25 protein-coding genes and 1 riboswitch are annotated in these 27000 nt (G+C 71.8%); of the genes, 5 read left to right on the top strand and 20 right to left on the bottom strand.

The features are described 5' to 3' along the window. The first annotated feature begins 1 nt into the window (after window position 1). From ACOJV7_RS17510 to ACOJV7_RS17495, 4 genes are all read left to right on the top strand, one after another. Entirely contained in the window at window positions 2-1249 is a 1248-nt protein-coding gene (locus ACOJV7_RS17510; protein ID WP_420191519.1) for a cell division protein PerM, read from the top strand. Between the two features lie 22 nt (window positions 1250-1271). Continuing rightward, window positions 1272-1871 (top strand): phosphoribosylglycinamide formyltransferase, encoded by a 600-nt coding sequence (gene purN / locus ACOJV7_RS17505; protein ID WP_420191518.1) that lies wholly within the window; start codon window positions 1272-1274, stop codon window positions 1869-1871. Continuing rightward, window positions 1872-1950, top strand: a riboswitch (ZMP/ZTP riboswitch). It abuts the gene before it with no gap. 50 nt (window positions 1951-2000) lie between these two features. Continuing rightward, window positions 2001-3638: a bifunctional phosphoribosylaminoimidazolecarboxamide formyltransferase/IMP cyclohydrolase gene (gene purH / locus ACOJV7_RS17500; protein ID WP_420191517.1), complete on the top strand. Its 1638-nt coding sequence runs from the start codon at window positions 2001-2003 to the stop codon at window positions 3636-3638. 197 nt (window positions 3639-3835) lie between these two features. Next, entirely contained in the window at window positions 3836-4021 is a 186-nt protein-coding gene (locus tag ACOJV7_RS17495) for a hypothetical protein (RefSeq protein WP_420191516.1), read from the top strand. Window positions 4022-4177: 156 nt separating this feature from the next. On the opposite strand, the gene bar is transcribed toward ACOJV7_RS17495, so the two are convergent. The 13 genes from bar to ACOJV7_RS17430 all read right to left on the bottom strand — a co-directional run bounded on the left by bar (window position 4178) and on the right by ACOJV7_RS17430 (window position 17903). Further along, window positions 4178-5326 carry a barbiturase gene (bar, locus tag ACOJV7_RS17490; RefSeq protein WP_420191515.1) on the bottom strand — a complete coding sequence of 383 codons (1149 nt, stop codon included), beginning with the start codon at window positions 5324-5326 and terminating at the stop codon, window positions 4178-4180. A 24-nt stretch (window positions 5327-5350) separates the two neighbouring features. Next, window positions 5351-6319, bottom strand: coding sequence for a carbamate kinase (locus ACOJV7_RS17485; RefSeq protein WP_420191514.1), 969 nt, complete (start codon window positions 6317-6319; stop codon window positions 5351-5353). A 136-nt stretch (window positions 6320-6455) separates the two neighbouring features. After that, entirely contained in the window at window positions 6456-7316 is an 861-nt protein-coding gene (locus tag ACOJV7_RS17480; RefSeq protein ID WP_420191513.1) for a class I SAM-dependent methyltransferase, read from the bottom strand. A 220-nt stretch (window positions 7317-7536) separates the two neighbouring features. Then, window positions 7537-8631: an alpha/beta fold hydrolase gene (locus tag ACOJV7_RS17475; RefSeq protein ID WP_420191512.1), complete on the bottom strand. Its 1095-nt coding sequence runs from the start codon at window positions 8629-8631 to the stop codon at window positions 7537-7539. 3 nt (window positions 8632-8634) lie between these two features. Continuing rightward, window positions 8635-10149, bottom strand: a complete 1515-nt coding sequence (locus ACOJV7_RS17470; protein WP_420191511.1) for a carboxyl transferase domain-containing protein — start codon at window positions 10147-10149, stop codon at window positions 8635-8637. Continuing rightward, on the bottom strand, window positions 10146-11318 hold the full coding sequence (locus tag ACOJV7_RS17465; RefSeq protein WP_420191510.1) for a CaiB/BaiF CoA transferase family protein: 1173 nt from the start codon (window positions 11316-11318) through the stop codon (window positions 10146-10148). The genes ACOJV7_RS17470 and ACOJV7_RS17465 overlap by 4 nt, the downstream gene beginning before the upstream one ends. Window positions 11319-11426: 108 nt before the next feature. Beyond that, complete coding sequence (locus ACOJV7_RS17460) at window positions 11427-11705, bottom strand: hypothetical protein (RefSeq protein WP_420191509.1); 279 nt, start codon at window positions 11703-11705, stop codon at window positions 11427-11429. 38 nt (window positions 11706-11743) lie between these two features. Continuing rightward, window positions 11744-12061, bottom strand: coding sequence for an HAAS signaling domain-containing protein (locus ACOJV7_RS17455; RefSeq protein WP_420191508.1), 318 nt, complete (start codon window positions 12059-12061; stop codon window positions 11744-11746). After that, complete coding sequence (locus ACOJV7_RS17450) at window positions 12058-12402, bottom strand: PadR family transcriptional regulator (RefSeq protein WP_420191507.1); 345 nt, start codon at window positions 12400-12402, stop codon at window positions 12058-12060. Before ACOJV7_RS17450 ends, ACOJV7_RS17455 begins: the two co-directional genes overlap by 4 nt. Before the next feature lie 58 nt (window positions 12403-12460). After that, window positions 12461-12937 carry a nucleoside deaminase gene (locus ACOJV7_RS17445; RefSeq protein WP_420191506.1) on the bottom strand — a complete coding sequence of 159 codons (477 nt, stop codon included), beginning with the start codon at window positions 12935-12937 and terminating at the stop codon, window positions 12461-12463. A 22-nt stretch (window positions 12938-12959) separates the two neighbouring features. Continuing rightward, complete coding sequence (locus ACOJV7_RS17440; protein WP_420191505.1) at window positions 12960-13796, bottom strand: NmrA family NAD(P)-binding protein; 837 nt, start codon at window positions 13794-13796, stop codon at window positions 12960-12962. A gap of 4 nt (window positions 13797-13800) precedes the next feature. Further along, complete coding sequence (locus ACOJV7_RS17435) at window positions 13801-15798, bottom strand: hydantoinase B/oxoprolinase family protein (RefSeq protein ID WP_420191504.1); 1998 nt, start codon at window positions 15796-15798, stop codon at window positions 13801-13803. Next, on the bottom strand, window positions 15795-17903 hold the full coding sequence (locus tag ACOJV7_RS17430; RefSeq protein ID WP_420191503.1) for a hydantoinase/oxoprolinase family protein: 2109 nt from the start codon (window positions 17901-17903) through the stop codon (window positions 15795-15797). The genes ACOJV7_RS17435 and ACOJV7_RS17430 overlap by 4 nt, the downstream gene beginning before the upstream one ends. 328 nt (window positions 17904-18231) lie before the next feature. Between ACOJV7_RS17430 and ACOJV7_RS17425 the strand changes: the two genes are divergently transcribed. Next, window positions 18232-18423, top strand: coding sequence for a hypothetical protein (locus ACOJV7_RS17425; RefSeq protein WP_420191502.1), 192 nt, complete (start codon window positions 18232-18234; stop codon window positions 18421-18423). Between the two features lie 118 nt (window positions 18424-18541). Here the strand turns inward: ACOJV7_RS17425 and ACOJV7_RS17420 are convergent, their stop codons facing one another. The 7 genes from ACOJV7_RS17420 to ACOJV7_RS17390 all read right to left on the bottom strand — a co-directional run bounded on the left by ACOJV7_RS17420 (window position 18542) and on the right by ACOJV7_RS17390 (window position 26933). Further along, window positions 18542-19474, bottom strand: a complete 933-nt coding sequence (locus ACOJV7_RS17420) for a carbon-nitrogen hydrolase family protein (protein ID WP_420191501.1) — start codon at window positions 19472-19474, stop codon at window positions 18542-18544. After that, window positions 19474-20151 (bottom strand): SRPBCC family protein, encoded by a 678-nt coding sequence (locus ACOJV7_RS17415; RefSeq protein WP_420191500.1) that lies wholly within the window; start codon window positions 20149-20151, stop codon window positions 19474-19476. Before ACOJV7_RS17415 ends, ACOJV7_RS17420 begins: the two co-directional genes overlap by 1 nt. After that, on the bottom strand, window positions 20148-22541 hold the full coding sequence (cutA, locus tag ACOJV7_RS17410) for an aerobic carbon-monoxide dehydrogenase large subunit (RefSeq protein WP_420191499.1): 2394 nt from the start codon (window positions 22539-22541) through the stop codon (window positions 20148-20150). Before cutA ends, ACOJV7_RS17415 begins: the two co-directional genes overlap by 4 nt. Before the next feature lie 72 nt (window positions 22542-22613). Beyond that, the gene (locus tag ACOJV7_RS17405) at window positions 22614-23129 is read right to left on the bottom strand and encodes a (2Fe-2S)-binding protein (RefSeq protein ID WP_420191498.1); all 516 of its coding nucleotides are present in this window, start codon (window positions 23127-23129) and stop codon (window positions 22614-22616) included. Then, entirely contained in the window at window positions 23126-24010 is an 885-nt protein-coding gene (locus tag ACOJV7_RS17400; protein WP_420191497.1) for an FAD binding domain-containing protein, read from the bottom strand. Before ACOJV7_RS17400 ends, ACOJV7_RS17405 begins: the two co-directional genes overlap by 4 nt. Before the next feature lie 85 nt (window positions 24011-24095). Then, complete coding sequence (locus ACOJV7_RS17395; protein ID WP_420191496.1) at window positions 24096-25619, bottom strand: uracil-xanthine permease family protein; 1524 nt, start codon at window positions 25617-25619, stop codon at window positions 24096-24098. A gap of 165 nt (window positions 25620-25784) precedes the next feature. Further along, entirely contained in the window at window positions 25785-26933 is a 1149-nt protein-coding gene (locus ACOJV7_RS17390) for an ROK family transcriptional regulator (protein ID WP_420191495.1), read from the bottom strand. Window positions 26934-27000 lie beyond the last annotated feature (67 nt).

Raw genomic sequence — 27000 nt, 5'->3', positions numbered from 1 at the left:
GATGACGGTCCTGGAGATGCTTCGTGGTGCGCGCCCCTCCGCCGACGCGGACGACACGGGGGGCGAGCCCACGCCGTCGTGGCTGCCCGAGCCCGTGCGTGACGTCGGTGTCGGCCTGCTCACTGCTCTCGTCTCGCTCCTCGTCGTGGTCGTGCCCACCGTCCTCGGATGGCTGCTCGACCCGCGCGCCGGTGACTCGTTCGCCGACCCCCTCGGCGCCGGTGCGTCGCTCTGGCTGCTCATCCACGGCGCGCACCTCGGCGCCGGGGCGACCAACGTCGCGTTCGTCCCCCTCGTGCTCGGCGCCCTCGTCGTCTGGATCGCAGCCCGCGGCGCCGGCCGCGCCCTCGACACGGCCGACGTCGACGACGCCTTCGCGGCGGACCTGCTGCCGCGCTCCGTCCTCGTCGTCGCCGGGCGCTGGTGGCTCGGGTATGCCGTCGGCACCGGTCTCGCCGCGGCCCTCACCCTCGCCGGGTCCCTGCCCCTGCGCTGGCTGAGCCTGCCGGTGGCGCTCGCCGTCGTCCCTCTCGTCGCGCTCGCGCTCGCCCTCCGCCGCCTCGCCCGTGCGGCCGACGTGCTCGGACCACGGCTCGACGCCGTCGTCCTGCCCGACACCGTGCGCCGGGCCGCGGGTCCGGCCGCCCGTGGGCTGGCCCTGCTGCTCGGAGCCGCCTCGCTCGTCGTCGTCGGGGCCGTCGCGCTGCGCTGGGGTGAGGTGACGAGCCTTCAGTCCGAGCTCGGTGCCGGCTTCCTCGGCGGTCTCCTCCTCGTCGCCGCCCAGCTCGCGGCGCTGCCCAACCTCGCCCTGTGGGTGGTCGGCCTCCTCGCCGGGCCGGGGTTCTCCGTCGTCGACGGAGCGCACACGTCGCTGGCTGGGGCGACGAGCGGGCTCATGCCGCTCGTGCCGGTCTTCGGCGCGATGCCCGGACCGGGGGAGTTCCCGTGGTTCGTGCGGCTGCTCGTCCTCGTGCCGGTGCTCGTCGGCGGCCATGTCGGTCGCCGCTCGCTCGCCTCGGTCGCCCGCCTCTCCTCGCTGCGCACCAAGGCGTCCGTCGCCGTCGTCGCCTGCTGCCTCGTGGCCGTGGCAGTCGGGGTCCTCGACGGCCTCGGCGGCGGGTCGCTCGGCGCCTACCGTCTCGGTGACATCGGCACCCCGGCGTGGTGGACCGCGCTGGCGGTGGCGTTCGAGCTCCTCGTCGGCGCGCTCACCGTCGTCGCGTGGGACGCCTGGCGACTGCGCCGCTGACCTCTCGACCGCGGTCGGTAGGGTGCTCGGCGTGAGCGCACCCGCCGGCATCGTCGTCCTCGTGTCGGGGTCCGGCACCCTCCTCCAGGCGCTGCTCGACGCGAGTCTCGACCCGGCATACGGAGTTCGAGTCCTCGCGGTGGGAGCCGACCGGGACGACATCGAGGGCCTGCGCCGCGCGGAGCGTGCGGGCGTTGAGACCTTCGTATGCCGGGTGCGCGACTTCGCGGACCGCGGCGCCTGGGACGTGGCGCTGGCCGCCGAGATCGCCTCTCGCGCACCGGACTTCGTCGTCACGGCGGGCTTCATGAAGATCCTCGGCCCGGCGACGCTCGAGGGTCGGACGATCCTCAACACGCATCCGGCGCTGCTGCCGAGCTTCCCCGGCGCGCACGCCGTGCGCGACGCCCTCGCCCACGGCGTGAAGGTGACAGGGACGACGGCGCACCTCGTCGACGCGGGCGTCGACACCGGGCCGATCCTCGCGCAGCGGGCGGTCCAGGTCCTCGACGACGACACCGAGGAGAGCCTGCACGAGCGCATCAAGGTGCAGGAGCGCGAGCTGCTCGTCGAGCTCGTCGGCGCGATGGGGCGCGGCGAGGCAGGTCCAGCGGGCCGTTAGACTCGGGGCGACGACTGGCGAGGGTGGACCACCACCGGGGAGTCAACGAGGGAGCGCATCGCCCGCCTGGGTGCACCCGGCCACCTGACCGCACGCCCGCACCCCTCGTCGCTGAATTGGAGCCTTCGCATGGCCGTCTCCGTCACCCCGCCCGGACCCACGCAGGACCGCCGCCCGATCCGTCGGGCACTCGTCTCGGTGTTCGACAAGACCGGTCTCGAGGACCTCGCCCGCGGCCTGCACGAGGCCGGCGTCTCGATCGTCTCCACCGGTGGCTCGGCCGCGCTCATCGAGGGCCTGGGCATCCCGGTGACCGAGGTCGCGGACCTCACCGGCTTCCCCGAGTGCCTCGAGGGGCGCGTCAAGACGCTGCACCCGATGGTGCACGCCGGCATCCTCGCCGACACCCGCAAGCCCGACCACGTGTCGCAGCTCGGTGAGCTCGGGGTGGAGCCGTTCGACCTCGTCGTCGTCAACCTCTACCCGTTCGCCGACACGGTCGCGTCCGGTGCTGCGGCCGACGACGTCGTCGAGAACATCGACATCGGCGGGCCGTCCATGGTGCGCGCGGCCGCCAAGAACCACCCGAGCGTCGCCGTGGTCGTCGACCCGACGGCATACGACGCGGTGCTCGAGGCCGCGCGCGGCGAGGGGTTCACCTTCGAGGAGCGCAAGGCGCTGGCCGCGAAGGCCTTCGTGCACACGGCGACCTACGACGTCCACGTCGCGTCGTGGATGGGCAACGCCTACGTCGACACCTCCGACGGGTCGGGCTTCCCGGCGTGGGCGGGCGCGACGTGGACGAAGACGGCGGTGCTGCGCTACGGCGAGAACCCGCACCAGGCCGCGGCGCTCTATGCCAACGGGTTCGCGCCCCAGCCCGGGCTCGCGCAGGCGAAGCAGCTGCACGGCAAGGAGATGTCCTACAACAACTACGTCGACGCGGACGCCGCGGTGCGTGCCGCATACGACCACGGCGACCAGCCGACGGTGGCGATCATCAAGCACGCCAACCCGTGCGGCATCGCTGTCGGCACCGACGTCGCGGAGGCCCACCGCCGCGCACACGCGTGCGACCCCGTGTCGGCCTTCGGCGGGATCATCGCGACGAACCGGCCCGTCACCGTTGAGATGGCCCGGACCGTCGCCGACATCTTCACCGAGGTCGTCGTCGCCCCGTCGTTCGACGAGGACGCCCTCGAGGTCCTGAGGGCGAAGAAGAACATCCGTCTGCTCGAGACGGCCGCGCCGTCGCGCGCCGGCGCCGAGATCCGGCCGATCTCGGGTGGGCTCCTCATGCAGCACCGTGACGCGGTCGACGCCGTCGTCCGGGACGAGTCGGGCGAGGTCGTCGGCGGCGACGACGCGGCGTCGTGGCGGCTCGTGGCCGGCGACGCGGCGGACGAGGCCACCCTCGCTGACCTCCAGTTCGCGTGGCGTTCGGTGCGCGCGGTGAAGTCCAACGCGATCCTGCTCGCCTCCGACGGTGCGTCGGTCGGCATCGGCATGGGCCAGGTCAACCGGGTCGACTCCTGCCACCTCGCGGTGTCACGGGCGAACTCGGGCAAGGTCGAGCGTGCGGCCGGGGCCGTGGCGGCTTCCGACGCGTTCTTCCCGTTCGCCGACGGGCTCCAGGTGCTGCTCGACGCGGGTGTGCGTGCCGTCGTGGCGCCCGGTGGCTCGATGCGCGACGCCGAGGTGATCGAGGCGGCCCAGGCGGCCGGCGTCACCCTCTACTTCACCGGCACCCGCCACTTCGCCCACTGACCTCCTCCGCCGCAGCCTCCGCACTGATTGCGCAGGAGCGACACTTCAGGGCCGAATTTCCGGTTCTTCGTGTCGCCCCTGCGCAATCAGTGGGGATGGGTGGAATGGTGCAGGTCCGGCCTCTTTCCCGACCCTCCGCTCCGCTGGCACATTGGGGGCCAGCCGAGGCAGGGGCTCCGGCGGAGAGGGGTGGTCACATGTTCTGGACCGTCACGGGGATCGTTCTGCTCGTCGTCCTCCTCCTGGCGTGGGTCTACGACCGCCGCACCGGAGGGCGAGACCTCACCGCGAGGGACCGTGCGGCATACACCCGCGAGACGCACGATCGCGCGCACGCCGACGGGTCGGTGACCCAGCTGGGGCAGTGGAACGGTCCTGACTGACCTCGGGGAAGGCTGGAGCGGCCGGCCCACGTCGACCGACCCCGGGGCTGACCGTCGCTGCCGCCCCGGCTATCCGGAGGGAAAGTTGAGGGTCCGGAGGCTTGCACGCCTCCGGACCCTCAACGTTCCCCCATGGGGAGCAAAAGCTGTGGTGCGTCAGGTGGTGGGTGCCCCCGGAGCGGCGTAGCCGGTGGGCTCGCCCTCGCCGAGGTCGACGATCGCGGCCACGGGGCCACCGCCGTCCGGGCCCTGGTGGGCTGCCGACACCGAGACGAAGACGGCCGGGTCGCCGGTCACCGAGGCGGTGACGCCACCGACGGCGGACTTGATCTGGCGGTGCCAGTGCACGTCGGAGTCGTCGAGCATGGCGTTGCGGCGTCCGCGGACCTCGCCGTCCTGGCTCACCTCGCACTTGAGGAAGACGTTGACGAGGCGGCCCTTGATGTCGCTGGTGTGCGCGCGCTCGGGCAGCTCGAGACCGGCGTCCTTGATGGCCTCCCAGATGCCGTCGGCGTCGAGGGCGTCGCGCATGACCGAGTGGCCGATGCGGTAGCGGCCGCCGACACCGCGGGCGTTGCCCACGACGACGACCTGCGCCTGGTCGAGCTCGACACCCGACGAGCAGGAGGCGACGGACGAGTAGAGCGAGCGGTTCTCCATGACGTCGGCGTCGGTCGGCATCTCGATCTCGCCGAGGGCGACGGCGATGCCGAGGCCGGTCGTGCCGTTGGACAGGTCCATCGACTCGTGCGTGTGGTGGGTCCACACCTTCTTGCCGCGCGACTCGGCGTCGCGGATCGTGTGGATCGTCAGCAGCGGCGTCTTGGTCTGGACGTAGTGGACGTCCTTGGGGTCGGTGATCCCGGCCCGCTCCATCGCGACCTTCACGGCCTCGGCGACCTTGGAGATCATGCCGGTGTAGCCGATCTCCTCGGGCAGGATCGGCTCGCTCATGGCGAAGCCGACGGTGAGGCGGAGGTCGTCACTCGGCTCGGCCTTGTCGGCGGGCACCGTGGCGAAGATCGTCGCGTGCGGGCTGATGATGCCGTCGGTGCCACCGGACCAGACGATCGGGACCTGCTTGACCTGGTCGGCGGGAGCGCCCTTGGCGACGAGCACCTCGCGGAACGCGCGGTCGGCGATGATCCGGGTGTAGTCGTTGACACCGCCGTTGCCCTCGGTCTTGCCGATGATGGCGATGACGCGGCTCGCCTCCATGACGCCGTCGTCGATGAGCTTCGCGAGCTCGGAGGCGTCGGAGACGCTGTGGATCGGGACCTTGCGGACCTCGATGGCTTCTGGCACGGCTGAACCTCTCTTTGTTGGGACCTAGTCCTCGGGACTGGTGTCGATGACGGTGCCGAACTCGCTCTCGACCGCGTCGGTGATGTGCTCGAGGGACGTGATGATGCTGCGGCCTCCGGTCTCTGCGAAGCGCAGCGCGGCGTCGACCTTGGGACCCATGGAGCCGGACGCGAACTGGCCGTCCGCGGCATACGCCTGCATCTGCGCGAGGGAGGTGAAGCCGAGGGCGCGCTCGTCCGGGGTGCCGTAGTCGACCATCGCGTGGTCGACGTCGGTGGCGATGATGAGGATGTCGCAGCCGAGCGTCCGGGCGAGAAGGGCGGCAGTGAGGTCCTTGTCGATGACCGCCTCGACGCCGCGCAGCGAGCCGTCGGCGTCGCGCACGACCGGGATCCCGCCACCGCCGGCGGCGACGACGACGTGGCCCGCCTCGACGAGGACGCGCAGGGGGCCGAGGTCGAGGATCTCGCGGGGCTCGGGCGAGGCGACGACGCGGCGCCAGCCGCGCTCGCCGCGGTCCTCCCACTGCTGCCCGTGGTCGATCATCTGCTGGGCCTGGTCGGGCGGCAGGTAGCGGCCGATCGGCTTCGTCGGCGACTGGAAGTGAGGGTCGTCGGCGTCGACGAGGGTCCGCGTGACGAGGGCCGCCACCGGGCGGTCGACACCGCGTCGGGCGAGCGCCGTCTGGAGCGCGTCGAGGATCGTGAAGCCGATCGTCCCCTGCGTCTGCGCACCGCACCAGTCGAGTGGCACGGGCGGGACGACGTGGGCAGCGACCTCGTTCTTGACCAAGAGGTTGCCGACCTGTGGCCCGTTGCCGTGGGTGAGGACGACGTCGTGCCCGGCGGCAACGAGCTCGGCGACGTGCTCCATGGCGCCGGTGATCGCGCGGACCTGGTCGCCGGGCGTGGCCGTGCCGTCGGGAGCCGTCATGGCGTTGCCGCCGAGAGCCACGAGTACCCGCACCGACCCCACCTTCCGCTTCTCGGACACACCCCGTCGGTATGCCGTGACGCGAGCCTAGGGAGGGGGTCGGGGCCGGGCGTTGGCATGACCTGACAGGTGCGGCTCCCTCGTTTGTCAGGTGTGACGGTGCGCCGGGGTCGGTGCGGGTGCCGCAGGGAGCCGCTCAGGTCCGGGTGGCCGTGAGCAGGAGGTACTCCCAGTCGAGCACGGTCGATCCGGTGCCGCGGTCGAACCGTTCGGCCAGGGCGACCAGGTCGGCGTCGAGCGCGGCCACCCGCTCCGGGTTCTCGGCGATGTGGCGGTAGACCGCGATCGTCGGGCCGTAGTTCGCCTTGAAGAAGTCGACGAAGTCCCGGGGCGTCGCGAAGAGGTCGACGACGAGGTCCTGCTGGACCGCGCTCTCGATCCGGACACGGTCGCCGAAGAGACCACGCACGTGGTCCACGTGGCCCCACAGCGGCGGGGGCTGGGCGCCGGGCGGGGGTGGGGGAGCGTAGGGCTTCATCGCCGCGAACATCTGGCCGATGAACCCCTCGGGGGTCCAGCTGAGGAGTGTGATCGTGCCGCCGGGCCGGACGACGCGCACGAGCTGGTCCGCGACCGCCTCGTGGTGCGGCGCGAACATCACGCCGACACAGGACACGACGGTGTCGAACTCGCCGTCGTCGCAGGGCAGGTGCTCGGCGTCGGCCGCGACCCACTTCACCGTGAGCCCTTCGGCCTCGGCTGCCTGCCGTCCACGCTCGAGCAGCTCCGGGGTGAGGTCGGTGGCGACGACCTCGGCGCCGGTCCGGGCCGCCGGCAGGGCGACGTTGCCCGAGCCGGCGGCGACGTCGTGGACCCGCTGCCCGGGTCCGATGCCCGCGGCCTCGACGACGATCGGGCCGAGCGGTGCGATGACCTCGCTGGCGACGGCGGAGTAGTCGCCGAGTGCCCACATGGCGCGGTGCCGCGCCTTGAGCGCCGCGTCGTCGTACGCCGTCGGCGGGGGCTGGGTCTGGTCGGTGGTGGTGGTGGTGCTCATGGTGCGCTCCTCGTCGGTGTGGTTCGGGTGCTCCCAACGTAGGAACGCGGACCGGACCCCCGCATCGGCGCGTGCACGCAGTGAGGCACGCGGGCACGGAGGTGCGCTGACGGCATACGCGTATGCCGTCCCGTGCCCCGCCGTGCACAACTCACCAATTCCTCCCCTCCGGTACGCGGCCCCGGCAGCCGGCCCACGGCGGGGAGAACTCGGAAGGCGGTCAGGTCGCGCTGAGGAGGCGCGCGACGGCGGCCGTGCGGGCCGATTTCCCGTGCAGGTCGAGCTTGGCGTAGACGTTGCTGAGGTGGCGCTCGACGGTGCGCGTGCTGAGGACGAGCTCGCCCGCGATCTCGTCGTTGTCGAGACCTCGGGCGGCGAGCGAGAGGATCTCGCGCTCGCGGGTCGAGAGGGTGGAGAGGGAGGCCGGCGCCACCGTGGCGGCAACGGATCCGACTGTGCGAGAGGGGTTTTCGAGGAAGTCGCGCAGCTCGGCCCGGAAGACGGGCCATGCGGGTTCGTCCTCGAGGACGATGTGGTTGTCGCTGTCGAGGCAGACGAGCCGGGCGCCGTCGATGTGCGCGGCGAGGTAGCGGGCCTCGGAGAAGTCGTTCATCCGGTCGCCGCGCGAGTGCAGGACGAGCGTGGGCACGTCGAGCGACCCGAGGAGGTGCGAGGCGTCCGCGGTGAGGCGCTGGCGGCGTGACGTGCGGGCCGTCTCGGCGTCGGTCGAGACGCGCTGCAGCTCGTCGAGCCAGGTGTGCTGCTGCTCCGTCGCGTTCGGGATCATGAGCGAGGTGAAGACGCGGCGGAACGCCGAGTCCGGCCGGGCCCACCCGACCTTGATGAGCGCGTCGAGGGTGTCGTTGAGCTCGGACTCGGTCGCGTCCTTGCCCTGCTGGCCGGAGTAGCTGCCGTAGAACGCGAGCCGCGACACGCGCTCGGGGTGCTTCGCGACGTAGGCGATGGCGACCGGGCCACCCTGCGCCATGGCGAGGAGGTCGAAACGCTCGTGGCCGGCGTCGTCCACGACCGCCTCGAGGTCGGCGAGCCGCAGCTCGAGGGAGTGGTCCGTCACCCCACGGTCGGACAGGCCATGGCCGCGCTCGTCGAAGCGGATGACGGTGCGGTAGCGGCCCCACTCCTCGAGGTAGTGGCGCCAGACGGGCGAGACCCAGTCGTGCTGGAGGTGGCTCAGCCAGCAGGAGTCGACGAGGAGCGGCGGGCCCTGTCCGTGGACGGCATACGCGATCTGCACCCCGTCGGCGGAGCGACAGAAGCGGATCTCTTGCCGTGGTGACGGTGCCTCAGCGGCCACGCCTCATCGTAGGACCGGGCTACTCCCGAGGCGGCGGTATCGCGAGTGCCGCCCGTCGAGGCGTTCGACCGGGTCGAGCTCGCCGAGGTCGGTGAGCTCGTGCCGGATCGCCTGCGCCATGCGGCGGCAGAACGCCTCGGGCTCCTGCGCGGCGTCGGGGTGCTCCGCGACGATCCGGTCGATGATGCCGTCCTCGAGGAGGTCGAGGGAACGCACCCGCTGGCGCTCGGCGAGCTCGGGCGCCCGGTCCGGGGTGCGGTGGAGGATGGCCGACGCGCCCTCCGGGGGCAGCGGTGAGAGCCATGAGTGCTGCGCGCTGATGACCCGGTCGGCCGGCATGAGCGCGAGGGCGCCGCCGCCGGTGCCCTGGCCGAGGAGGACGCAGACCGTCGGCACCTCGAGGACGACGAGCTCGGCGAGGCAGCGGGCGATCTCGCCGGCCATGCCGCCCTCCTCGGCCTCCTTGGACAAGGCGGCGCCGGCCGTGTCGATGATGCTCACGAGCGGCAGGTCGAGCTCGGTCGCGAGCCGCATGCCGCGACGGGCGACCCGCAATCCCGACGGCCCGAGCGGAGCCTCGGTCTGCTCACCGCGGCGGTCCTGCCCGAGGACGACGCAGGGTGTGCCCTCGAACCGGGCGAGGGCGAGGAAGAGAGAGCGGTCCCACTCGCCGGCGCCGGTGCCGAAGAGCGGCAGGACGTCGGTGGCGCCGAGCTTGAGCAGCGCGCGCACACCGGGGCGGGCTGTGTTGCGGGAGCGGATGATCGAGTCCCAGGCCGGGACGTCGGGCAGTGGCTCCTTGGGCACGTCCGGTGCGGGCTGGGTGTCGTGCGGAGCGAGCACGAGGTCGAGGAACCTCGCGGCCGTGGCGGTGAGCAGCTCGACCGGCAGGACGGCGTCGAGGAGTCCGTGGGCGAAGAGGTTCTCCGCCGTCTGCACGCCCTCGGGGAAGGGCTGCCCGTAGAGCGCCTCGTAGACGCGCGCACCGAGGAAGCCGATCGTCGCGCCGGGCTCACCCACGGTGACGTGGCCGAGTGAGCCCCACGACGCGAAGACCCCCCCGGTCGTGGGGTGGCGCAGATAGGTGATGTAGGGCAGGTGCTCGCGCTTGTAGGCCGCGACGGCGGCCGAGATCTTCACCATCGTCACGAACGCCGGGGTGCCCTCCTGCATCCGCGTGCCACCGGAGGCCGGCGCGGCGAAGAGGGGGAGGCGCTCGCGGGTCGCCCGCTCGAAGGCGAGGACGATCCGCTCCGCGGCGGCGACCCCGATGGACCCGGCGAGGAACCTGAACTCCCCGGCGATGACCGCGACGCGGTGACCGCCGATCCGGCCCTCGCCGGTGACGATGGACTCGTCGGTGCCGGCCTTCTCGGCAGCGGCGGTGAGCTCGACGGCATACGGGCTTCCCTCGGGGGCGACGGCGAGCGGCGCCTCGTCCCACGACTGCCACGTGCCGTCGTCGAGGACGGCGGCGATGAGCTCGCTCGACGTCGGCCGGGCCGGCTTGTCGCTCACGCGTGGTCCTCCTCGGCGAGCCACGCCCGGACGCTGTCGTTGTGCTGCCCGAGGGTCGGGGGAGCGAGGTGGGTCTCACGACCTCCGGCAAAGGCGTTGTCGTCCAACCGGATCGGCGGCCCGGGGATCTCGATCGAGCCGAGCACGGGGTGGTCGACGTCGAGGACGAGCCCCTGCGAGCGGGTCTGGTCCCAGTCGTAGACGCGGTCGATCGTGCGGACCTCGCCGGCCGGGATGCCGAGCTCGTCGAGACGGGGGAGGAGGTCGTCGAGCCGCCACGTCGAGAAGGCCTCGTTGAGGGTCGCGGTGACGCGGTCGCGGTTGGCGGTGCGCTCGCGGTTCGTCGCCATGCCGGGGGCGGCGGGGTCGATGTCGAACGCCTCCGCGAGCCGGACCCACAGCGACTCCGAGCCGCAGGCGACCTGCACGTCGCCGTCGGCGCAGTGGAAGAGACCGTAGGGCGAGAGGGCCGGGTGGTGGTTGCCCTGCGCGTGCCCGACGTGCCCGGCGACGGTGTAGGCCGTGCCTTGGAAGGCGTGCGCCCCGACGACGGCGGCGAGCAGCGAGGTCCGCACGACGCGACCGATGCCGGTGGCGTTGCGCTCGTGCAGCGCGCTGACGACGCCATAGGCGCCGTACATGCCGGCGAGGAGGTCGCCGATGGGGACGCCGATGCGCTGGGGGGAGTCGGCGTCGGGACCGGTGACCGACATGAGCCCGGCCTCGCCCTGCGCGATCTGGTCGTAGCCGGCGCGTCCGCCCTGCGGCCCGTCGTGCCCGAAGCCACTGATGCTCAGCACGACGAGACGCGGGTTGAGGTCGTGGAGACGCTCGTTGCCGAAGCCGAGGCGGTCCATGACGCCGGGGCGGAAGTTCTCGATGAGGACGTCGGCGCGCTCGACGAGGCGCGTGAGGACGTCGCGCCCGTCGTCGGACTTGAGGTCGAGGGTGATCGACTCCTTGTTGCGGTTCGCGCTGAGGAAGTAGGTCGAGATCGGGTCCTCCTCCGGCCCGACGAAGGGCGGGCCCCAGCCGCGGGTGTCGTCACCCGTCGGTGACTCGACCTTGATGACGCGCGCGCCCATGTCGCCGAGCATCATCGCCGCGTGCGGGCCGGCGAGGGCGCGGGAGAGGTCGACGACGATGACGTCCTGCAGGGGTCCACTCATGTGCCGAGCCTAGGGAGCCGCGTCCGGCGGGGGTTCGGTGCATCCGTGGCAAGACGCGGCAGTCGTGGTGTCACCTTCTGCCAAAGAGCCCCGCCGTATGCCGTGTGCTCACCTCGGCCCGCCGCGTCGCCCGGCTGAGCGGACCAGACGGACCAGGACGCCGACGGCCATCGCCAGGGCGAGGGCCGAGACTGCAGGACTGAGGAGTGAGACGTCGGCCAGCCCGGCCGCGGACAGCGCCGCGAGCGTCACCGGGTAGAGAAGGATCGACCGGAACTTGTCCGCCGCCCCCCAGACCTCCGTCATGGACGTGAGCACCACGAGGCAGAACCAGGGGAGGAGGAAGCCCGTGGCCGCGAAGACGACCTCGGAGGCATGAGGCTGCACGGATCCGGACCCGAGAGAGCGGAGGAGGGTCAACAAGATCAGCAGGGCCAGCCCCGCAGCGTTGAGGAAACACGCGACGTGAGCCAGCCACGGCGAGGGGCGCGGGCGCCGAGCCGGGTGACAACGCTCGCCAGCTGGCCGGCATACGTCTCGTCGGCGACGGACTGCGGTGAGCCGAGGTCGGCGAGCACGCGGCGGACGTCGGCGTCGCTCGACCCGGGTGGGAGGGTCGCGTCGAGGTGCTCGTGCACGCCGGCGAGGACCTCGGCGCGCTCGCCCGGTTCGACGCCGTGGAGCAGGAGGTCGAGGTCGCGTAGCCAGGCGGCGACGAGTGGGTGCGTCGTGGCTGGAGTCATGCTGGGCCCCCTTGGATGGCGGAGTCGACCGCGTCCCGGAACGGCTTCCAGGTGCGGGTGAAGGTGTCGAGGGCGGTGAGCCCGTCGCGGGTGAGGGCGTAGTAGCGCCGGGGCGGTCCCTCGGCGGACTCGCGCCACGTCGTGTGGACGAGCCCGGCCTTGCGGAGCCTCGCGAGGAGGGGATAGAGCGTGCCCTCGCCTGACAGGAGGATGCCGTCGGTGCTGAGCCGGCGGGCGATGTCGAGGCCGTAGAGCTCGTCGTCGCGCAGCATTGCGAGCACGCAGTACTCCAGCGCACCGCGTCGTAGGTGCGTCAGGATGGCGTCGTCGCCGGGTACCATGCGACACAAGATAGCGCATCGGGTGAAGCGGCGGAGGGGTTCTGCGACAGCGGCGGCGTCAGTAGTCGGTGCGGTCCGTGGTCCGGGCCCAGGCGTCGAAGGGCTCCTGCGACCGCGGCGTCGGCACGTGGAGGCGCTGCAGCGGCCAGGCAGCGAGGTCCGGTGTGGGGTCGAGAAGCCCGTGGAAGACGGCGTCGTCGAACCCCGCCCCTGCCGCTGCGTGACGGTCGGCCGCGTGGACGACCGCTTCGACGCGTGCCCACAGGGCGGCGGACAGGCACAGCGGGCAGGGCTCGCACGAGGCATAGACCGTGGCGCCGACGAGTGAGAAGTCCCCGACGGCCCGGCAGGCCTCACGGATCGCGACGACCTCGGCGTGGGCGGTCGGGTCGAGGGTGGCGGTGACGCGGTTCGCACCCTCGCCGACGACGATGCCGTCCCTCACGACGACCGCTCCGAACGGGCCACCGCCGTCGGCGACGTTGGCGATCGCGAGGTCGACGGCACGGTCGAGGAAGCCCTGGTGGTCGGTCACCGGCTCATGGTGCCACTGGCTCTCAGGCGGCACGCACGAGCACGTCTCGCCAGGTGCGCGGCTCACGACCAAGGAGGGCCCGCAGGTCGGACGGGTCGCCGACCAGCCCTTCGCGGTCGTAGCTGCGGAACATCGCGGCCAGGTCGTCACGCGCCTGCTCTGGCAGGGAGGCAGCGGCCCCGTCCAGCCACTCCTGCAGCGGCACGGCCACGGTCTCGACCGGTCGCTCCAGCACCTCGGTGGCGACCGCTGCCAGGTCCCGGACGGAGAGGCTCTCGGATCCGGCGAGGTCGTGCGTCGAACCCTCGTGCCCCTCCTCGGTGAGCACCAGCGCGGCGACCTCGGCCACGTCGTCGAGGTCGACGTTGGTGAAGGGCGTGTCGAGCGAGTAGGGGACGGCGATCCGCCCCGCGAGGGCCGCGTCGACGAGGTTCTGGTGGTAGGCCGCCGGTCGCAGCACGACGGCGCTCGGCACCACGTCCCGGACGGTCCGCTCGGCCTCGCCCTTGCGCACGTGGTGCGGCATCGACGAGTCGTCGGGGTGGAGCACCGAATGGAAGGCGAAGTGCGAGATGCCTTCTGCCGCAGCGGCTTCGGCGACCCGTCGAGCCATGCCCACCTCGTCGGGGTGGACGTTGGGCGCGAGGTGGTAGACCGCGTCCACCCCCGCCACAGCGACCGGTAGGCCGGTGCCCGACACGAGGTCGAGAGGCACGACGTGGACCGACGGGCCGGCATACGGCGTGCTCGTCGACCCGGGACGCACGGCCGCACGCACGACCGCACCACGCGCGAGCAGGGCCCGCGTCACGGCGCGGCCGGTCTTGCCGGCCGCACCGATGACGAGGACCTCGCTCATGCGGTCACATCCAGTCGTACTCACTCGCCCGCGCACCGTCCGGCGCGAGCTGCGCATAGCCGGGTCCGCGGTCGAAGAACGGCTCGTCCGAACGCTCCTCGCGCATTCGCGCGCGCAGCTCCTCGCTCGCCTCGACGTCGATGCTCACGTCGTCCTTGCCGCCCGAGGCGACGACGCCGTATGCCGTCCGCGCGCCCTCGAGGGACACCTTGCCCCAGCGCAGGTCGCGCTCGACCTCGTCGAGGGGGCGGTCGAGGGGGTCGCCCCAGCCGCCACCACCGGTGGTGCGGATGCGGATGACCTGACCGGCCTTGACCGGCTCGGCGTCGGCGAGGGCCTCGACGACGCGCTCGTCCGGCCCGCCCACGTCGATGGTGACGTGGAACGGCATACCGGCCTTGCCGCCCTTGACGCCCCAGCAGGCGAGGATCGAGCGGTCGGCGATCGACATGAAGTGCGCGTCCTCGAGCATCCGGATGTGCTTCTCGTAGCCGAGGCCGCCGCGGTAGCGACCCGCGCCGCCGGAGTCGACGGCGAGGCCCAGGCGCTCGACGATGAAGGGGAAGCGCGACTCGGTGAACTCGGTCGGCAGGTTGCGCGAGTCGGGCACGACGTGGATGGTGTCCTCGCCGTCGGCGTAGTAGCGGCCACCGGAGCCGCCTCCCAGGACCTCGCGCATGAGGTAGTCGTTGCCGTCGCGGTCCTTGCCGTAGACGCCGGTGTAGCGGATCGTCTCCTGGTCGGCCGGCATCTGGCCGTCCACCGCCTTGGCGACGACGCCGGCGAGCACGCCCAGCAGGCGCAGGATGACGAACGTGCGGGCGTTGGTCGGCGCGGGGTAGATCGGCGTGAGCAGCGTGCCCTTCTCGGGGAAGCGCATCTCGATGAGCGGCACGATGCCCTCGTTGACGTCGAGCTCGGCCATCCGCTCGGGGGTGTCGGCGAGGTTGCGCAGGATCGGCGCGAGCCACTTCTTGAGGAAGTTGCCCCCGACGTAGTCGCCGCAGTGGTTGATCGGGCCCTTGGCCTGGGGCGCGGTGCCGGTGAAGTCGACGATGAGGCGCGGGCCGCCGGGGAAGTTCGTCTCCGGGTCGGCCGGGGCGTCGTCGACCTTGGTGAGCGTGATCCGCTGCGTGTGCAGCTGCGGCTCGTCGACGCCGTCATGCTCGGCGTAGTCCTCCCACACGTAGGTGCCGGCGGGGATCTTGGACAGGATCTCGCGGCGGTAGGTCTCGGTCGTGCTGTCGAGGATCGCGTCGAATGCGGCCTCGACGCTGTCGCGGCCGTAGCGGGCGAAGAGGTCGGAGAGGCGGCGGGCGCCCATGAGGCAGGCCGAGCACTCGGCGTCGAGGTCGGCGGCGAGGCTGTCGGGCATGCGCGAGTTGCGCGTCATGATGCGCAGGGCGGCCTTGTTGGGCACGCCGGCGTCCCAGAGCTTGATCGGCGGGACCGAGAGACCCTCCTCGTGGACGCTCGTCGCGTTGCTCGGCATCGAGCCGGGGACGGCGCCGCCGATGTCGTCGTGGTGGCCGAAGGCCTGGACGAAGGCGACGACCGCGCCGTCGTGGAAGACGGGGACGGTGACGCAGAGGTCGGGCAGATGGCCGATGCCGCCCTCGGACTCGTAGACGTCGTTGTGGAAGAAGACGTCGCCCTCGTTCATCTCCTCGAGCGGGAAGTCGCGCACGATCGGGTGGACGAGCGCGCTGTAGGAGCGGCCGGTGAGCTTGCGCAGCTGGCGGTCGTGGATGCCGGCGCGGAAGTCGTGGGCGTCGCGGATCATGGGGGAGCGCGACGTCCGCGAGATCGAGGTCTCGACCTCCATCTCGACGCTGGCCAGCGTGCCCTGGACGATCTCGACGAGGATCGGGTCGACGCTCGTGCCGGGGTCGGTGAGCCGCTTGCCGTGCTCGTATGCCGTGGGCAGGCCGGCGGGGTTGGCCGGCGGTCCGGACGGGGCCTGCGGGGCCTGCGGCGCCTGCGTCGAAGCCGTGGTGCTCACTTGTCCTCCTTGGTGATGACGAGGTTGCCGTAGGTGTCGACGCGGACGACGAAGCCGGGGTGGACCGGGACGGTCGAGCCGAACTCCTCGATGATCGCGGGGCCGGTGACGACGTCGCCTGCGGCGAGGTCGGGGCGCCACCAGACGCCCGTGTCGACGTAGCCGTCCTCGGCGTCGAAGCAGACCTGGCGGGTGGAGCGGTGGGCCCGCTCCTTCGCCGATCCGCCCTCGGCAGAGGGCAGCTCGCGCAGCTCGGGCCGCGTGATGGGGCCGACGCCGGTGACGCGGAGGTTGACCCACTCGACCTGCTGGCTCGGGTCGTTCCTGAAGTCGTAGCCGTAGAGCTGACGGTGCTCGTCGTGGAACGCCTCGGCGACGTGTCCGGCATACGCCTCGTCGATCGCGGCGTCGGCAGGCGCGGTCACCCGGACCTCGTAGGCCTGGCCGAAGTAGCGCAGGTCCACCGTGCGGGTGAACTGGTGCTCCTCGGCGGCGAAGCCCTCCTTGGCCAGCGCGGCCGCGGCCCGCTCGGTGAGCGAGGCGAAGGTCTTCTCGATCGCCGCGTGGTCGAGGGCGGTCTGCTTGGCGACCTGCGTCTGGACGTAGTCGTTCTTGACGTCGACGGTGAGCAGGCCGAAGGCACTGACGTTGCCGGGGTTCGGCGGGACGACGACACCGGCGAGGTCGAGGATGTCGACGAGGCGGCAGGCGAGCAGCGAGCCGGATCCGCCGAAGGTCGTGAGCATGAAGTCACGGACGTCGAGGCCGCGCTTGACGCTCACCTGGCGCAGGGCGTTGGCCTGGTTCCACGCCGAGATCTCGAGGATGCCTGTGGCGCAGCGCTCGAAGTCGAGCCCGAGCCGCTCGGCGAGCGCGGTGATGCCCTGCCGGGCCGCGTCGACGTCGAGCGGGATCTCGCCGCCGAGCAGGTGCGGAGGGATCCGGCCGAGGGTGACGTGGGCGTCGGTGATCGTCGGCTCGGTGCCGCCCTTGGCGTAGCAGAGCGGGCCCGGGTCGGCACCGGCCGAGTGCGGGCCGACCTTGAGCGCGCCCTCGGGGGAGACCCATGCGATCGAGCCGCCACCGGCGCCGACGGTGACGACGTCGATCATCGGGATCTTGCTCGGGTAGGCGCCGACCGTGCCCTCGGTCGTCAGGGTGGGCTCGCCGTCGAGGACGACGGAGACGTCGGTCGAGGTGCCGCCACCGTCACAGGTGAGGATCTTGTCGAAGCCGGCCTTCTGGGCGATGAGCGCGGCGCCGAGGGCACCGGCCGCGGGGCCGGAGAGGACGGTCGTGATCGGCTGGTGGACGACCTCGTCGGCGGAGAGGACGCCGCCGTTGGACTTCATGATGTAGAACGGGATCTCGCGCTTCGTGCCCTCGGTCCCGCCGGTGAAGCCGTCGAGCCGCTCGTGGATGTTGGTGACGTAGCGGCTGACGTTGGGCTTGACCGCGGCGTCGACGAGGGTCGTCATCGAGCGCTCGTACTCGCGGTACTCGCGCAGCACCTCGCTCGAGATCGAGACGATCGCCTCGGGGTGCTCCTCGCGCAGGATCTCGCGCATCCGCAGCTCGTGCTCGTCGTTGGCGTAGGAGTGCAGGAAGCACACGCCGATCGTCGTGATGCCGTGCTCCTTGAACCAGCGGGCCGCGGCGACGGCGCCCTCCTCGTCGAAGGGGCGGATCTCGTTGCCCTCGAAGTCGAACCGGCCGCCGACGGTGCGCACGGCGTCCGCGGGGACGATGCGCGCCGGCTTCACCCAGAAGTAGGAGTTGCCGTAGCCGTCGGGCACGGCCTGACGGGCGATCTCGAGCATGAACTCGTAGCCCTCGGTCGTGATGAAGCCGAGCTGCTCGACCTTGCCCTCGAGGAGCTTGTTGGTCGCGACGGTCGTGCCGTGGCAGACGGCGGTGATGTCGTCACCGCTCGCGCCGAGCAGGCCGAGCACCTTGTCGATCCCGTTGATGAAGCCGTCGGCGGGGTTGCTGGGGGTGCTCGGCGTCTTCGTCGTGACGAGGTCGCCCGAGTCCTCGTCGAAGGCCACCACGTCCGTGAACGTGCCGCCTGTGTCGATGCCGATCCGAATGCGTCGCGAAGCCATGGCAGAGATTCAAGCCGGGTATGCCGGGGCCTCGCCTTGTCAATGAGTGCCAACGGATGGCGGGTATCGCCTCAAACCCCGCCAACCCAGACCGGCGAGCCCTCCGGCACCACAGGATGACCGGAGCCGGCGCGCTGGAGCCCGGGTCCGGCATACGCCGTCCTGGTGTCGGACATCCGGGGCCATCCTGACCGGGCCAACCCCGGGAACCCGACACCCGCCGCCACCCGGATCTGTTTGTCCTGGCCCGGACCGGGTAACCCCCGACCTGCGCGTCCGACCAGCAGGCAACAACGACCACGACGACCACACGAAGGAAGGGCAGAGCATGTCGCAGGCACCCAGGGGCGGCTTCCGCCTCGGTCCCGTCCCGCACTACTCGACGACGACGAGGAACGGCACGCGGGTGTCGTGCGGCGGCTGCTGCCTGCCCATCCCGCTCGGCTGTCTCACCGGCGTCGTCGCCCTCGGCGTCCCCTGGGCGGTGGGCGCCATCGGCCGCCGCCTGGCAGCCCGCTAGGTCACTACGCCCAGGCAGCCACCGAGGGTCGCGACTGATTGCGCAGGAGCGACGCGAAGGGCCCTGATCCTGGGTCCTTGGCGTCGCTCCTGCGCAAGAAGTGGTCAGGCGGGTTGGGTCAGTCGCCCTCGGGCTTGTGGTCGGGGCGCGGTCCGCCGTGCGGGAACGACGTCTTGGCCGGCGACTCGAGCTCCTCGCGGTGGCCGCGGATGAGGTCGAGGTTGCGGTCGCGCAGGTGGTCGAACCCCTGGTGGATGTTGGACCCCGGCGTGAGCGACGACAGCGCCGTCTCGGGGTCGAGTCGGGCCGACACCCAGCCCTCGTGCGAGGCCGCTTTGGCGACGATCGTCGCGTTGGGCGTGACGATGTGGCTGTTGCCGAAGTAGATGACGCCGGCCGGGTCGATGCCCGTCGCGTTGGCGCCGACGACGAAGACGTGGTTGTCGTAGGCCCGGGCCCGCGACGTCAGCTCCCAGATGTCGGCCGACCGGAGCAGCGCCGACGGTCGGCAGATGACCTCCGCCCCCTGCACGGCCTGGATGCGTGACAGCTCGGGATAGTCGCCGTCGAAGCAGATGATCATGCCGATGCGGCCGAGTGCGGTGTCGGACACCGTGACCGTGTCGCCGGGAGTGACCCAGCCGCCGCCGGAGACCGCCTCGGTGCAGAACGGGTGCGTCTTGCGATAGACCCCGAGCAGCGAGCCGTCGCTGTCGCAGAGGATCGACGCGTTGTAGACCGTGCCGCGCTCCGGGCCGCGCTCGTAGGTCCCCACGCAGAGGACGATCCCGAGCTCCCGGGCGAGGTCCTGGAACGGCTCCGACATCGCTCCCGGCAGCTCGCTCACGAGGTCCCAGAGGTCCTCGACCGAGCAATCGGGCGTGAAGCCGGTCGTCGCCGACTCCGGCAGGACGACGAGCTCCGCGCCGGTCTCGGCGACACAGCGCCGCACGAAGTCGAGGCAGCGCTCGATGTTGGCCTCGACGACCTGTGGGGTGAGCGACCCCCGCACGGGCGCGACCTGGATGGCAGCAGCAGTGAACGGACGCATCAGCGCCGACCTCCGATCAACCAGCCGACGACGACGCCGGCGAGGGCGACGCCCGCTCCGAAGAGGGCGCCCTGGACAAAACTCGAGCCGGAACCGGCGCCGACAGCGGAAGCCGCGGAGCCGGCATACACGGTCGTATGCCGTCCGCCCACCTCGGCGGGCGCGGCACCCTGGGCGCCGACCGCGGCACCGGCGGCACCCGCGGCACCGGCACCGGCGGGTGCGGCCGCGGGGTGCCCGCCGGCGATGTCGGCGTCGAGCGCGGCGAACATCTGACCGGCCATCTTGCGGGCGACACCGGCGAGCATCCGCTGGCCGACACCACCAACCGGTCCGCCGACCACGGCATCGGCCTCGTAGGCGATGGCGGTTCCTCCGTCGTCGCCGGGGGAGAGAGCGACGTCGACCGTGGTCGCGATCGTGCCCGGCGCTCCCGCCCCCTCGGCCCGCATCGTGAACGCGCTCGGCTCGGTGACGTCGGTGACCTCGACCTCGCCGTCGTAGGAGCCCTTGATCGCCGCGACGCCGGCGACGACGGTCATCGCGTAGCGGCCGGTCGCGAGCTCGCGCAGCGACTGGCACCCGGGGATGCAGCGGGCGAGCACGGCCGGGTCGTGGACCGCGGTCCACACCTGCTCGGGGCTCGCCTTCATCGTCGCGTTGCCGGTGATCTTCATGCGGTCTCCTGGTTGGTGCGGGCGTGCTGCCGCCTCAGGTCCCACAGCTCGGTGGGGCTGATCGGCATCGAGCGGATGGGGAACCCTTCGGCGTCCTCGATGGCCGACGCGATGACGGCGCTCACGGGGATCGTGCCCGCCTCGCCCGCGCCCTTGATGCCGAGGGGGTTGAGCGGGGAGGGCGTCTCGAGGTGGTCGGTCTCGATGTGCGGGACCTCGGAGGCGTAGGGGATGAGGAAGTCCATGAACGAGGCGTTGAGCAGCTGGCCGGACTCGTCGTAGGCCATCCGCTCGTAGAGCGCGCCGCCGACTCCCTGCGCGACGCCGCCGTGGACCTGGCCCTCGACGATCATCGGGTTGACGACGGTGCCGCAGTCGTGGATGACGCAGTAGCGCAGGATCCGGATCTCGGCCGTGACGGGGTCGGTCTCGACGACGGCCGCGTGCATGCCGTTGGCGAAGGTCGCCTGCGTGGGGGAGTAGAAGTCCTTGCCCTCGAGCCCGGGCTCGTCGTCGTCGGCGACCGGCGGCTTGTCGGGGTCGAACGCCCCCGCGAACTGGGTCGCCGCCTTGGCCGACTCGTCGAAGGCGTAGCGCAGCGGGTTCGACATGACCGCCACGGTGGAGAGCGCGATCGACGCGTGCGGCGCTCCCTTGACGCTGATCGTGCCGTCCTCGATCTGCAGGTCGGCCTCGCTCACCTCGAGCGCGTCGGCGGCGATCCGCAGCGCCTTGGCGCGCACCGCCCGGGCGGCGAGGGCCACGGCGTTGCCCGACATGACGGCGCCGCGCGACGCGAACGTCCCCACGGCATACGGCATCCGGCGCGTGTCGCCGGTCGTGACGTGGACGTCCTCGATCGAGACGCCGAGCTCGTCGGCGACGATCTGGGCGAGGATCGTCTGGTGGCCCTGGCCCTGGGTGGTGAGGCCGGTGGCGACGTTGACCCGCCCGCTCGTCTCGACGTGCACGTGCCCGCCCTCGTAGGGGCCGACGCCGGTGCCCTCGACGTAGCAGCCGATGCCGAGCCCGACCTTGCGCCCCTCGGCCTCCGCCTGCTTCCTGTATGCCGTGAAGTCGTCCCAGCCCACGAGCGCCTTGAGCTTGGCGAGGGAGGCGGGGAAGTCGCCGGAGTCGTACTTGAGCGGCCGGCCGTCCTGGAAGAGCAGGCCCTGGTCGTAGGGCATCTCCTCGGGCTGGATGAAGTTGCGCGAGCGAACCTCGGTGCGGTCGATGCCGAGCTCGGCGGCGATGGCGTCCATCGTCCGCTCCATCGCGAAGCAGCCCTGCGGGCGGCCGGCGCCCCGATAGGGCGTCACGAGAACGGTGTTGGTGTACATCGACCAGAACTCGACGCGGTAGTTCTGCGGCTTGTAGGGGCCGAGGAGCTGGGTCGCGGTGATGATCGGGACGATGACGCCGTAGGGCAGGTAGGCGCCGTTGTCGTGCCAGAACCTCACGTCGAGCGCGAGCAGCCGTCCGTCGTCGTCGAAGCCGACGGTGACCTGCTGGAGCTGGCCGCGCTCGTGGGCGCTGGAGGTGAAGTGCTCGCGCCGGTCCTCGGTCCACTTGACGTCGTGGTCGAGCCGGCGGGCGGCCCACGGAATGAGGACCTCCTCCGGCCACGGGTGCATGATCTTGACGCCGAAGCCGCCACCGACGTCGGGGGCGATGCACTCGACCTGGGCGAGGGGCAGCTGGAGCTTCGCCGCGACGGCTGCTCGCACCCCGGTGCTCGTCTGGGTGGAGGAGTGGATCCGCATCCGCTGCTCGTCCGAGTCCCAGTGCGCGAGAACGCCCTTGCCCTCCATCGGCATGCAGGCGCTGCGCTCGATCTCGAGGTCGAGGGTGAGGGTGTGCGGGGCCGTGGCCATCGCGACCTCGACGTTGCCGACCTCCTGGAGGAGGTGCGCCGCGACGTTGCCGGGGGCGTCGTCGTGGACGAGGTCGTCACCGTCGCGCGAGGTGGCGATGCCGACGACGGGCTTGAGGGGCTCGTAGGTGACGACGATGCGCTGGGCGGCGTCCTCGGCGAGGTAGCGGTCGCGCGCCACGACCATGACGACCGCCTCGCCGACGTGGTTGACGTCGTCCTTGGCGAGGGCGTGCCCGGTGCGGCCGGCGACGATGCTCGGGTGGGGGATGAGCAACGGGAGCCGGTCAGCGGCGGGACCGTCGAGGTCCTCGTGGGTGAAGACGGCGACGACGCCCTCCACCTCGAGCGCGCCGTCGACGTCGATGTCGACGATGCGCGCGTGGGCGTGCGGGCTCCGCACGAACGCGACCTCGTATGCCGTGTGCCCCAGGTCGTCGAGGTAGCGCCCGTTGCCGGTGACGAGACGGGGGTCCTCCTTGCGCAGGACGGGGGAGCCGAACTGGCGTGTGGTCATGCGACGACAGCCTGAGGACACGAGCGACGAAGGAGCGAGGCCCGGAAGGCCGAGGAGCATGGCCACAGAAGTTCAGTCATGCGTCAGGTTCCTTTCGCGGGTGATCTCGGCGGCGCGGACGACGGCCTTGCAGATGTTCTGGTAGCCGGTGCAGCGGCAGAGGTTGCCCGAGACGGCCTCGCGGGCCTCGTCGAGTGTCGGGTCGGGGTTCTCCGCGATGAAGGCGGTGATCGTCGTGACGAACCCCGGTGTGCAGAAGCCGCACTGGAGTCCGTGGCACTCGACGAACGCCTGCTGCACGGGACCCATCGCGTCCTGCGTGCCGAGTCCTTCGACGGTCGTGATCTCGTGCTCCTGGGCCGACACCGCGAACATGAGGCAGGACCGCATCGGGTCGCCGTCGACGAGGACGGTGCACGCGCCGCAGACGCCGTGCTCGCAGCCGACGTGGGTGCCGGTGAGCCGCAGGTCGTGGCGGAGGAAGTCGGAGAGCAGCCGGCGCGGCTCGACGGTGCGGGTGTGCTCGACACCGTTGACGCGCAGGGTGACGTCGACGGTCGTGGGGGCGGTCTGGTCGAGGTCGGTCATGCGGCCCCTCCGGTGGACTCGGTGGTGAGTGAGGTCAGGGCGCGTCGGGTGAGCTCGGCCGCGAGGGCGCGCCGGTAGTCGCTGCTCGCGTGGATGTCCGCCTCAGGTGCGATGGCGGCCTGCACGAGGTCCTCGACCGCGCTCCAGTCCGGCGAGGGGACCGGCTGTCCCGCAACCGCTTCGGTGAGGTCGACCACCACCGGGATGTCGGTCACGGAGACGTAGGACGCACGGGCTCCGCGCACGACGGCGTCCGCTCCCTCGCCCTCGACGTCGACCGCGAGGCCGAGACCGGCGAGGGCGTAGTCACCGTGTCGACGGGCGGACTCGACGAACGTCGTGCGCGTCCCGGGAGCGAGGCGGCCGAACCGCACCGCCTCGACGAGCTCGTCGGCCTCGAGGACGGTCTGGAGCGGACCCTCGAAGAACTCGGCGGACGGGATCTCCCGGCGGCCACGGGGCCCGACGGCCTCGATGACCGCCTCGGTGAGGACGGCCACCGACGGCATCTCGCCGGCCGCGTCCGCGTGCGCGATCGAGCCGACGGTCGTGCCCCTGTTGCGGATCGCCGGGTGGGCGACGTTGCGGAGCGCCTGCCGCAGGAGGGGGAGGACGGCATACGCCTCGTCGTCCTTCTCGAGCTGCGCGTGCCGGACGGTGGCGCCCACCCGGACCGAGGTGCCGCTGACCGTCACGGTGTCCAGCCCCGCGACCCGGTTGATGTCGACGAGGTGCGCGGGCTGCGCGAGCCGCATGTTGAGCACGGGGATGAGGCTCTGCCCGCCCGCGAGGACCTTGCCGTCGTGCCCCACCTCGCCGAGGACCGAGACGGCCTCGTCGAGGGTGCGAGGGGAGTGGTGCACGAACGGTGCCGGTTTCACTCTGGGGGCTCCTGCCTGGTGGTCGAAGGGGGGAATGCCGCCGCCCCGCCCGGAGTCGGGCCCCGGGCGGGGCGGCGGGGACGTCTCAGACGCGTCGGTCGCGATCGCGGTCGGGGTCCCGTCGGGTGTGGTCGCCTCGCTGGCCGGACTGGTAGAGGTCGTCGATACCGTCCTCGTCACCGTAGACCCGGTCGCCGGTGGTGATGGCGGTGCCGCCGAGACCACCCGAGCCGGGTCCGTCGGCGCGGTCGCGCAGGTCTGCCGGCGCGATGGCGCGGGCCAGGTGGAAGGCGCCGATGGCGACGATGGTGCCGAGGGCGATGCCGCTCAGGGTGAAGTCCTCGGAGAACTTCATCTTGACGTCACCGATGCCGATGACGATGCCGGCTGCGACGGGCACGAGGTTGATCGGGTTCGCGAAGTCGACGCCGTTCTCCTTCCAGATCTTGGCGCCGAGCAGGCCGATCATGCCGTAGAGGACGACGGTGATGCCGCCGAGGACGCCACCGGGCACGGAGGCGACGAGCGCGCCGAACTTGGGGGAGAGGCCGAAGAGGATCGCGACGATCGCCGCGACGTAGTAGGCCGCGGTCGAGTAGACGCGGGTGGCGGCCATGACGCCGATGTTCTCGGCGTAGGTCGTCGTGGGGGAGCCACCGACGGCGCTGGCGATCATCGTGCCCACGCCATCCGCGCCGATGGCGCGGCCCATGTCCTTGTCGAGGTTGTGGCCGGTCATCTCGGCGACGGCCTTGACGTGGCCGGTGTTCTCGGCGATAAGGGCGATGACGGCGGGCAGCACGAGGAGGATGGCGGCGGTCGAGAAGCTCGGGCCGTGCCAGCCGGCGACCTCGGTGCCGTCGCCGTTGAAGATCGTCTTGGCCGGGAAGCCGAACCACGCCGCGTCACCGATGCCGTCGGTGTTCCAGCGGAAGTGGTCGGTGGCCTCGGTCGCACCGCCGAGGACGGAGTTGATCTGGCCGACGGTCCTGTCGAGGATCCACGAGAGGGCGGTGCCGAAGATGAGCGCGAGGAAGATCGCGATGCGGCTGATGAAGCCCTTGAAGGCGACGGCGCAGACGATCGTGAAGAGCATCGTCAGCAGGGCCACCCACTGGTCCTGGGGCCAGTAGATGTTGGCCACGACCGGCGCGAGGTTGAAGCCGATGAGCATGACGACGGCACCCGTGACGACCGGCGGCAGCACCTTGTGCAGGATGCTCGACCCGACGAAGTGGATGGCCAGGCCGACGAGCGCGAGCACGAGACCCGCGACGAGGATCGCGCCGGTGACCTCGGAGGAGTCGCCACCCTGGGCGCGGATCGCCGCGACACCGCCGACGAACGCGGCGGACGTGCCGAGATAGCTGGGCACGCGCCCCTGGACGATGAGCAGGAACGCGATCGTCGCGATGCCGCTCATCATGATGGCGAGCTGCGGGTTGAGCCCCATGACGAGCGGGAAGACGAACGTCGCGCCGAACATCGCGACGACGTGCTGCGCGCCGAGGCCCACGGTGCGTCCCCAGTCGAGACGCTCGTCGGGCGCGACGACCTCGTCGAGGCCGAGCGCACCCTCCTTGACCTTCCAGCCGAGCCCAAGTGCCATCTGTGCCTACTTTCTTCAGCGGACGACGGGCAGGGAGTCACGTCGTCGTGGTTTCACAGGACGCTAGTTGTGCGGTCCCGCGGGGGCATTCGTCAATTCGTGACAGGGGAGCCCGTGAACCGTTGGCAACTCGGGGTGGCCCGTGTCACACGGCTGTCACAGGCGTCATCGTGGCACGACGCCCGGCTCGGCGGACCAAGTCGCGAGCAACTCGCCGAGCGCGAAGATCCGAGCTCCGGTGAGTGGCGCGTCGTCGGTCACCTCCGCCACCGCGACCGTGGTCGCCACCCCTCCCGCGGCGCCGAGCGCCGTGGTCACCGCCTCGACGATCTGGGTATGCCGTCCCCAGCGTCCACTGAGCACGACGACCTCGGGGTCGAGCAGGTAGGCGTGGGCGAGCGCGACCTCGGCGACCGAGGCGGCGAGGGTGCGTGCCTGACCGGTGCCGCGGTCGAGGTCCTCCAGGAGCGAGGGGACGTCGACGGACTTCGTCCCATCGGTGAGGTAGCCGAGCGCGTCGACACACTCCATGAGGGTGCCGCTGGAGGGAGTGCGGCTGCCGCGGCCCCGGACGGAGGCGCGGGAGTAGGCGATCTCGCCGGCGAGGCCGCGCGCGCCGTGGAGGGGGCGGCCACCGGCCCACATCGCAGCGCCCATGCCCTCGTCGAGATAGAGGTGGAGCACGTCGTCGACGCCCTGCGCGGCGCCCTCGGTGTGCTCGGCGAGCAGGGCCCAGCTCACGTCGTTGTCGACGACGGGTCGGACGGGCACGACGTCGGTGAGCAGGGCGACCGGGTCGAGCTCGCCGACGAGGAACGGGCTCTCGGGCAGCTCGACGACCCGTCCGGTGCGTCGGTCGACGGGGTCGGCGACGGACACGGCGGCGGCGCGGACCGGGCCGGGGGAGTCCGCGGTGAGCGCACGGCATACGGCGGTGAGGGCCCGGCCGAGGGAGCCCGGGGTGACGGGCGCGCTCAGGGCGCGCCGTCGGGTCGCGAGGACGCGCCCGTCGAGGGCGAGGACCTCGCCGACGACACCCTCCGGGCCCGCCTGGACGGCGAGGGCGCAGCCGGCGGTGTCGTTGACGGTGAGGTAGGTCCCGGCACGGCCGCGTCCTCCCGTCGTGCGCTCGCCCTCGACGAGGACGCCCGAGCCGAGCAGGCGGGCGACGCTCTGCGAGACCGTCGGCTTGGAGAGGCCGGTGCTCGTCGCGGCGGCGGCCCGGGTGAGCCGGCCGGCGCTCGCCACGGCGGCGAGGACGTGCCGGTCGCTCAGGCTGCGCAGCAGGTCGAGCGAAGGGAGGTCGGCGGCCACGGGCCATCCTTTCGTTAGGAGTCCTTGCAAAGTAGCAGACGGTGCCGCTACGCTGGCGCAACGAGTT

This window comes from Knoellia tibetensis, assembly GCF_048606415.1.
Lineage (GTDB): Bacteria > Actinomycetota > Actinomycetes > Actinomycetales > Dermatophilaceae > Knoellia > Knoellia tibetensis.
The sequence above is the reverse complement of the archived record's forward strand: the minus strand, read 5'-3'. Positions and strand labels throughout refer to the sequence as shown.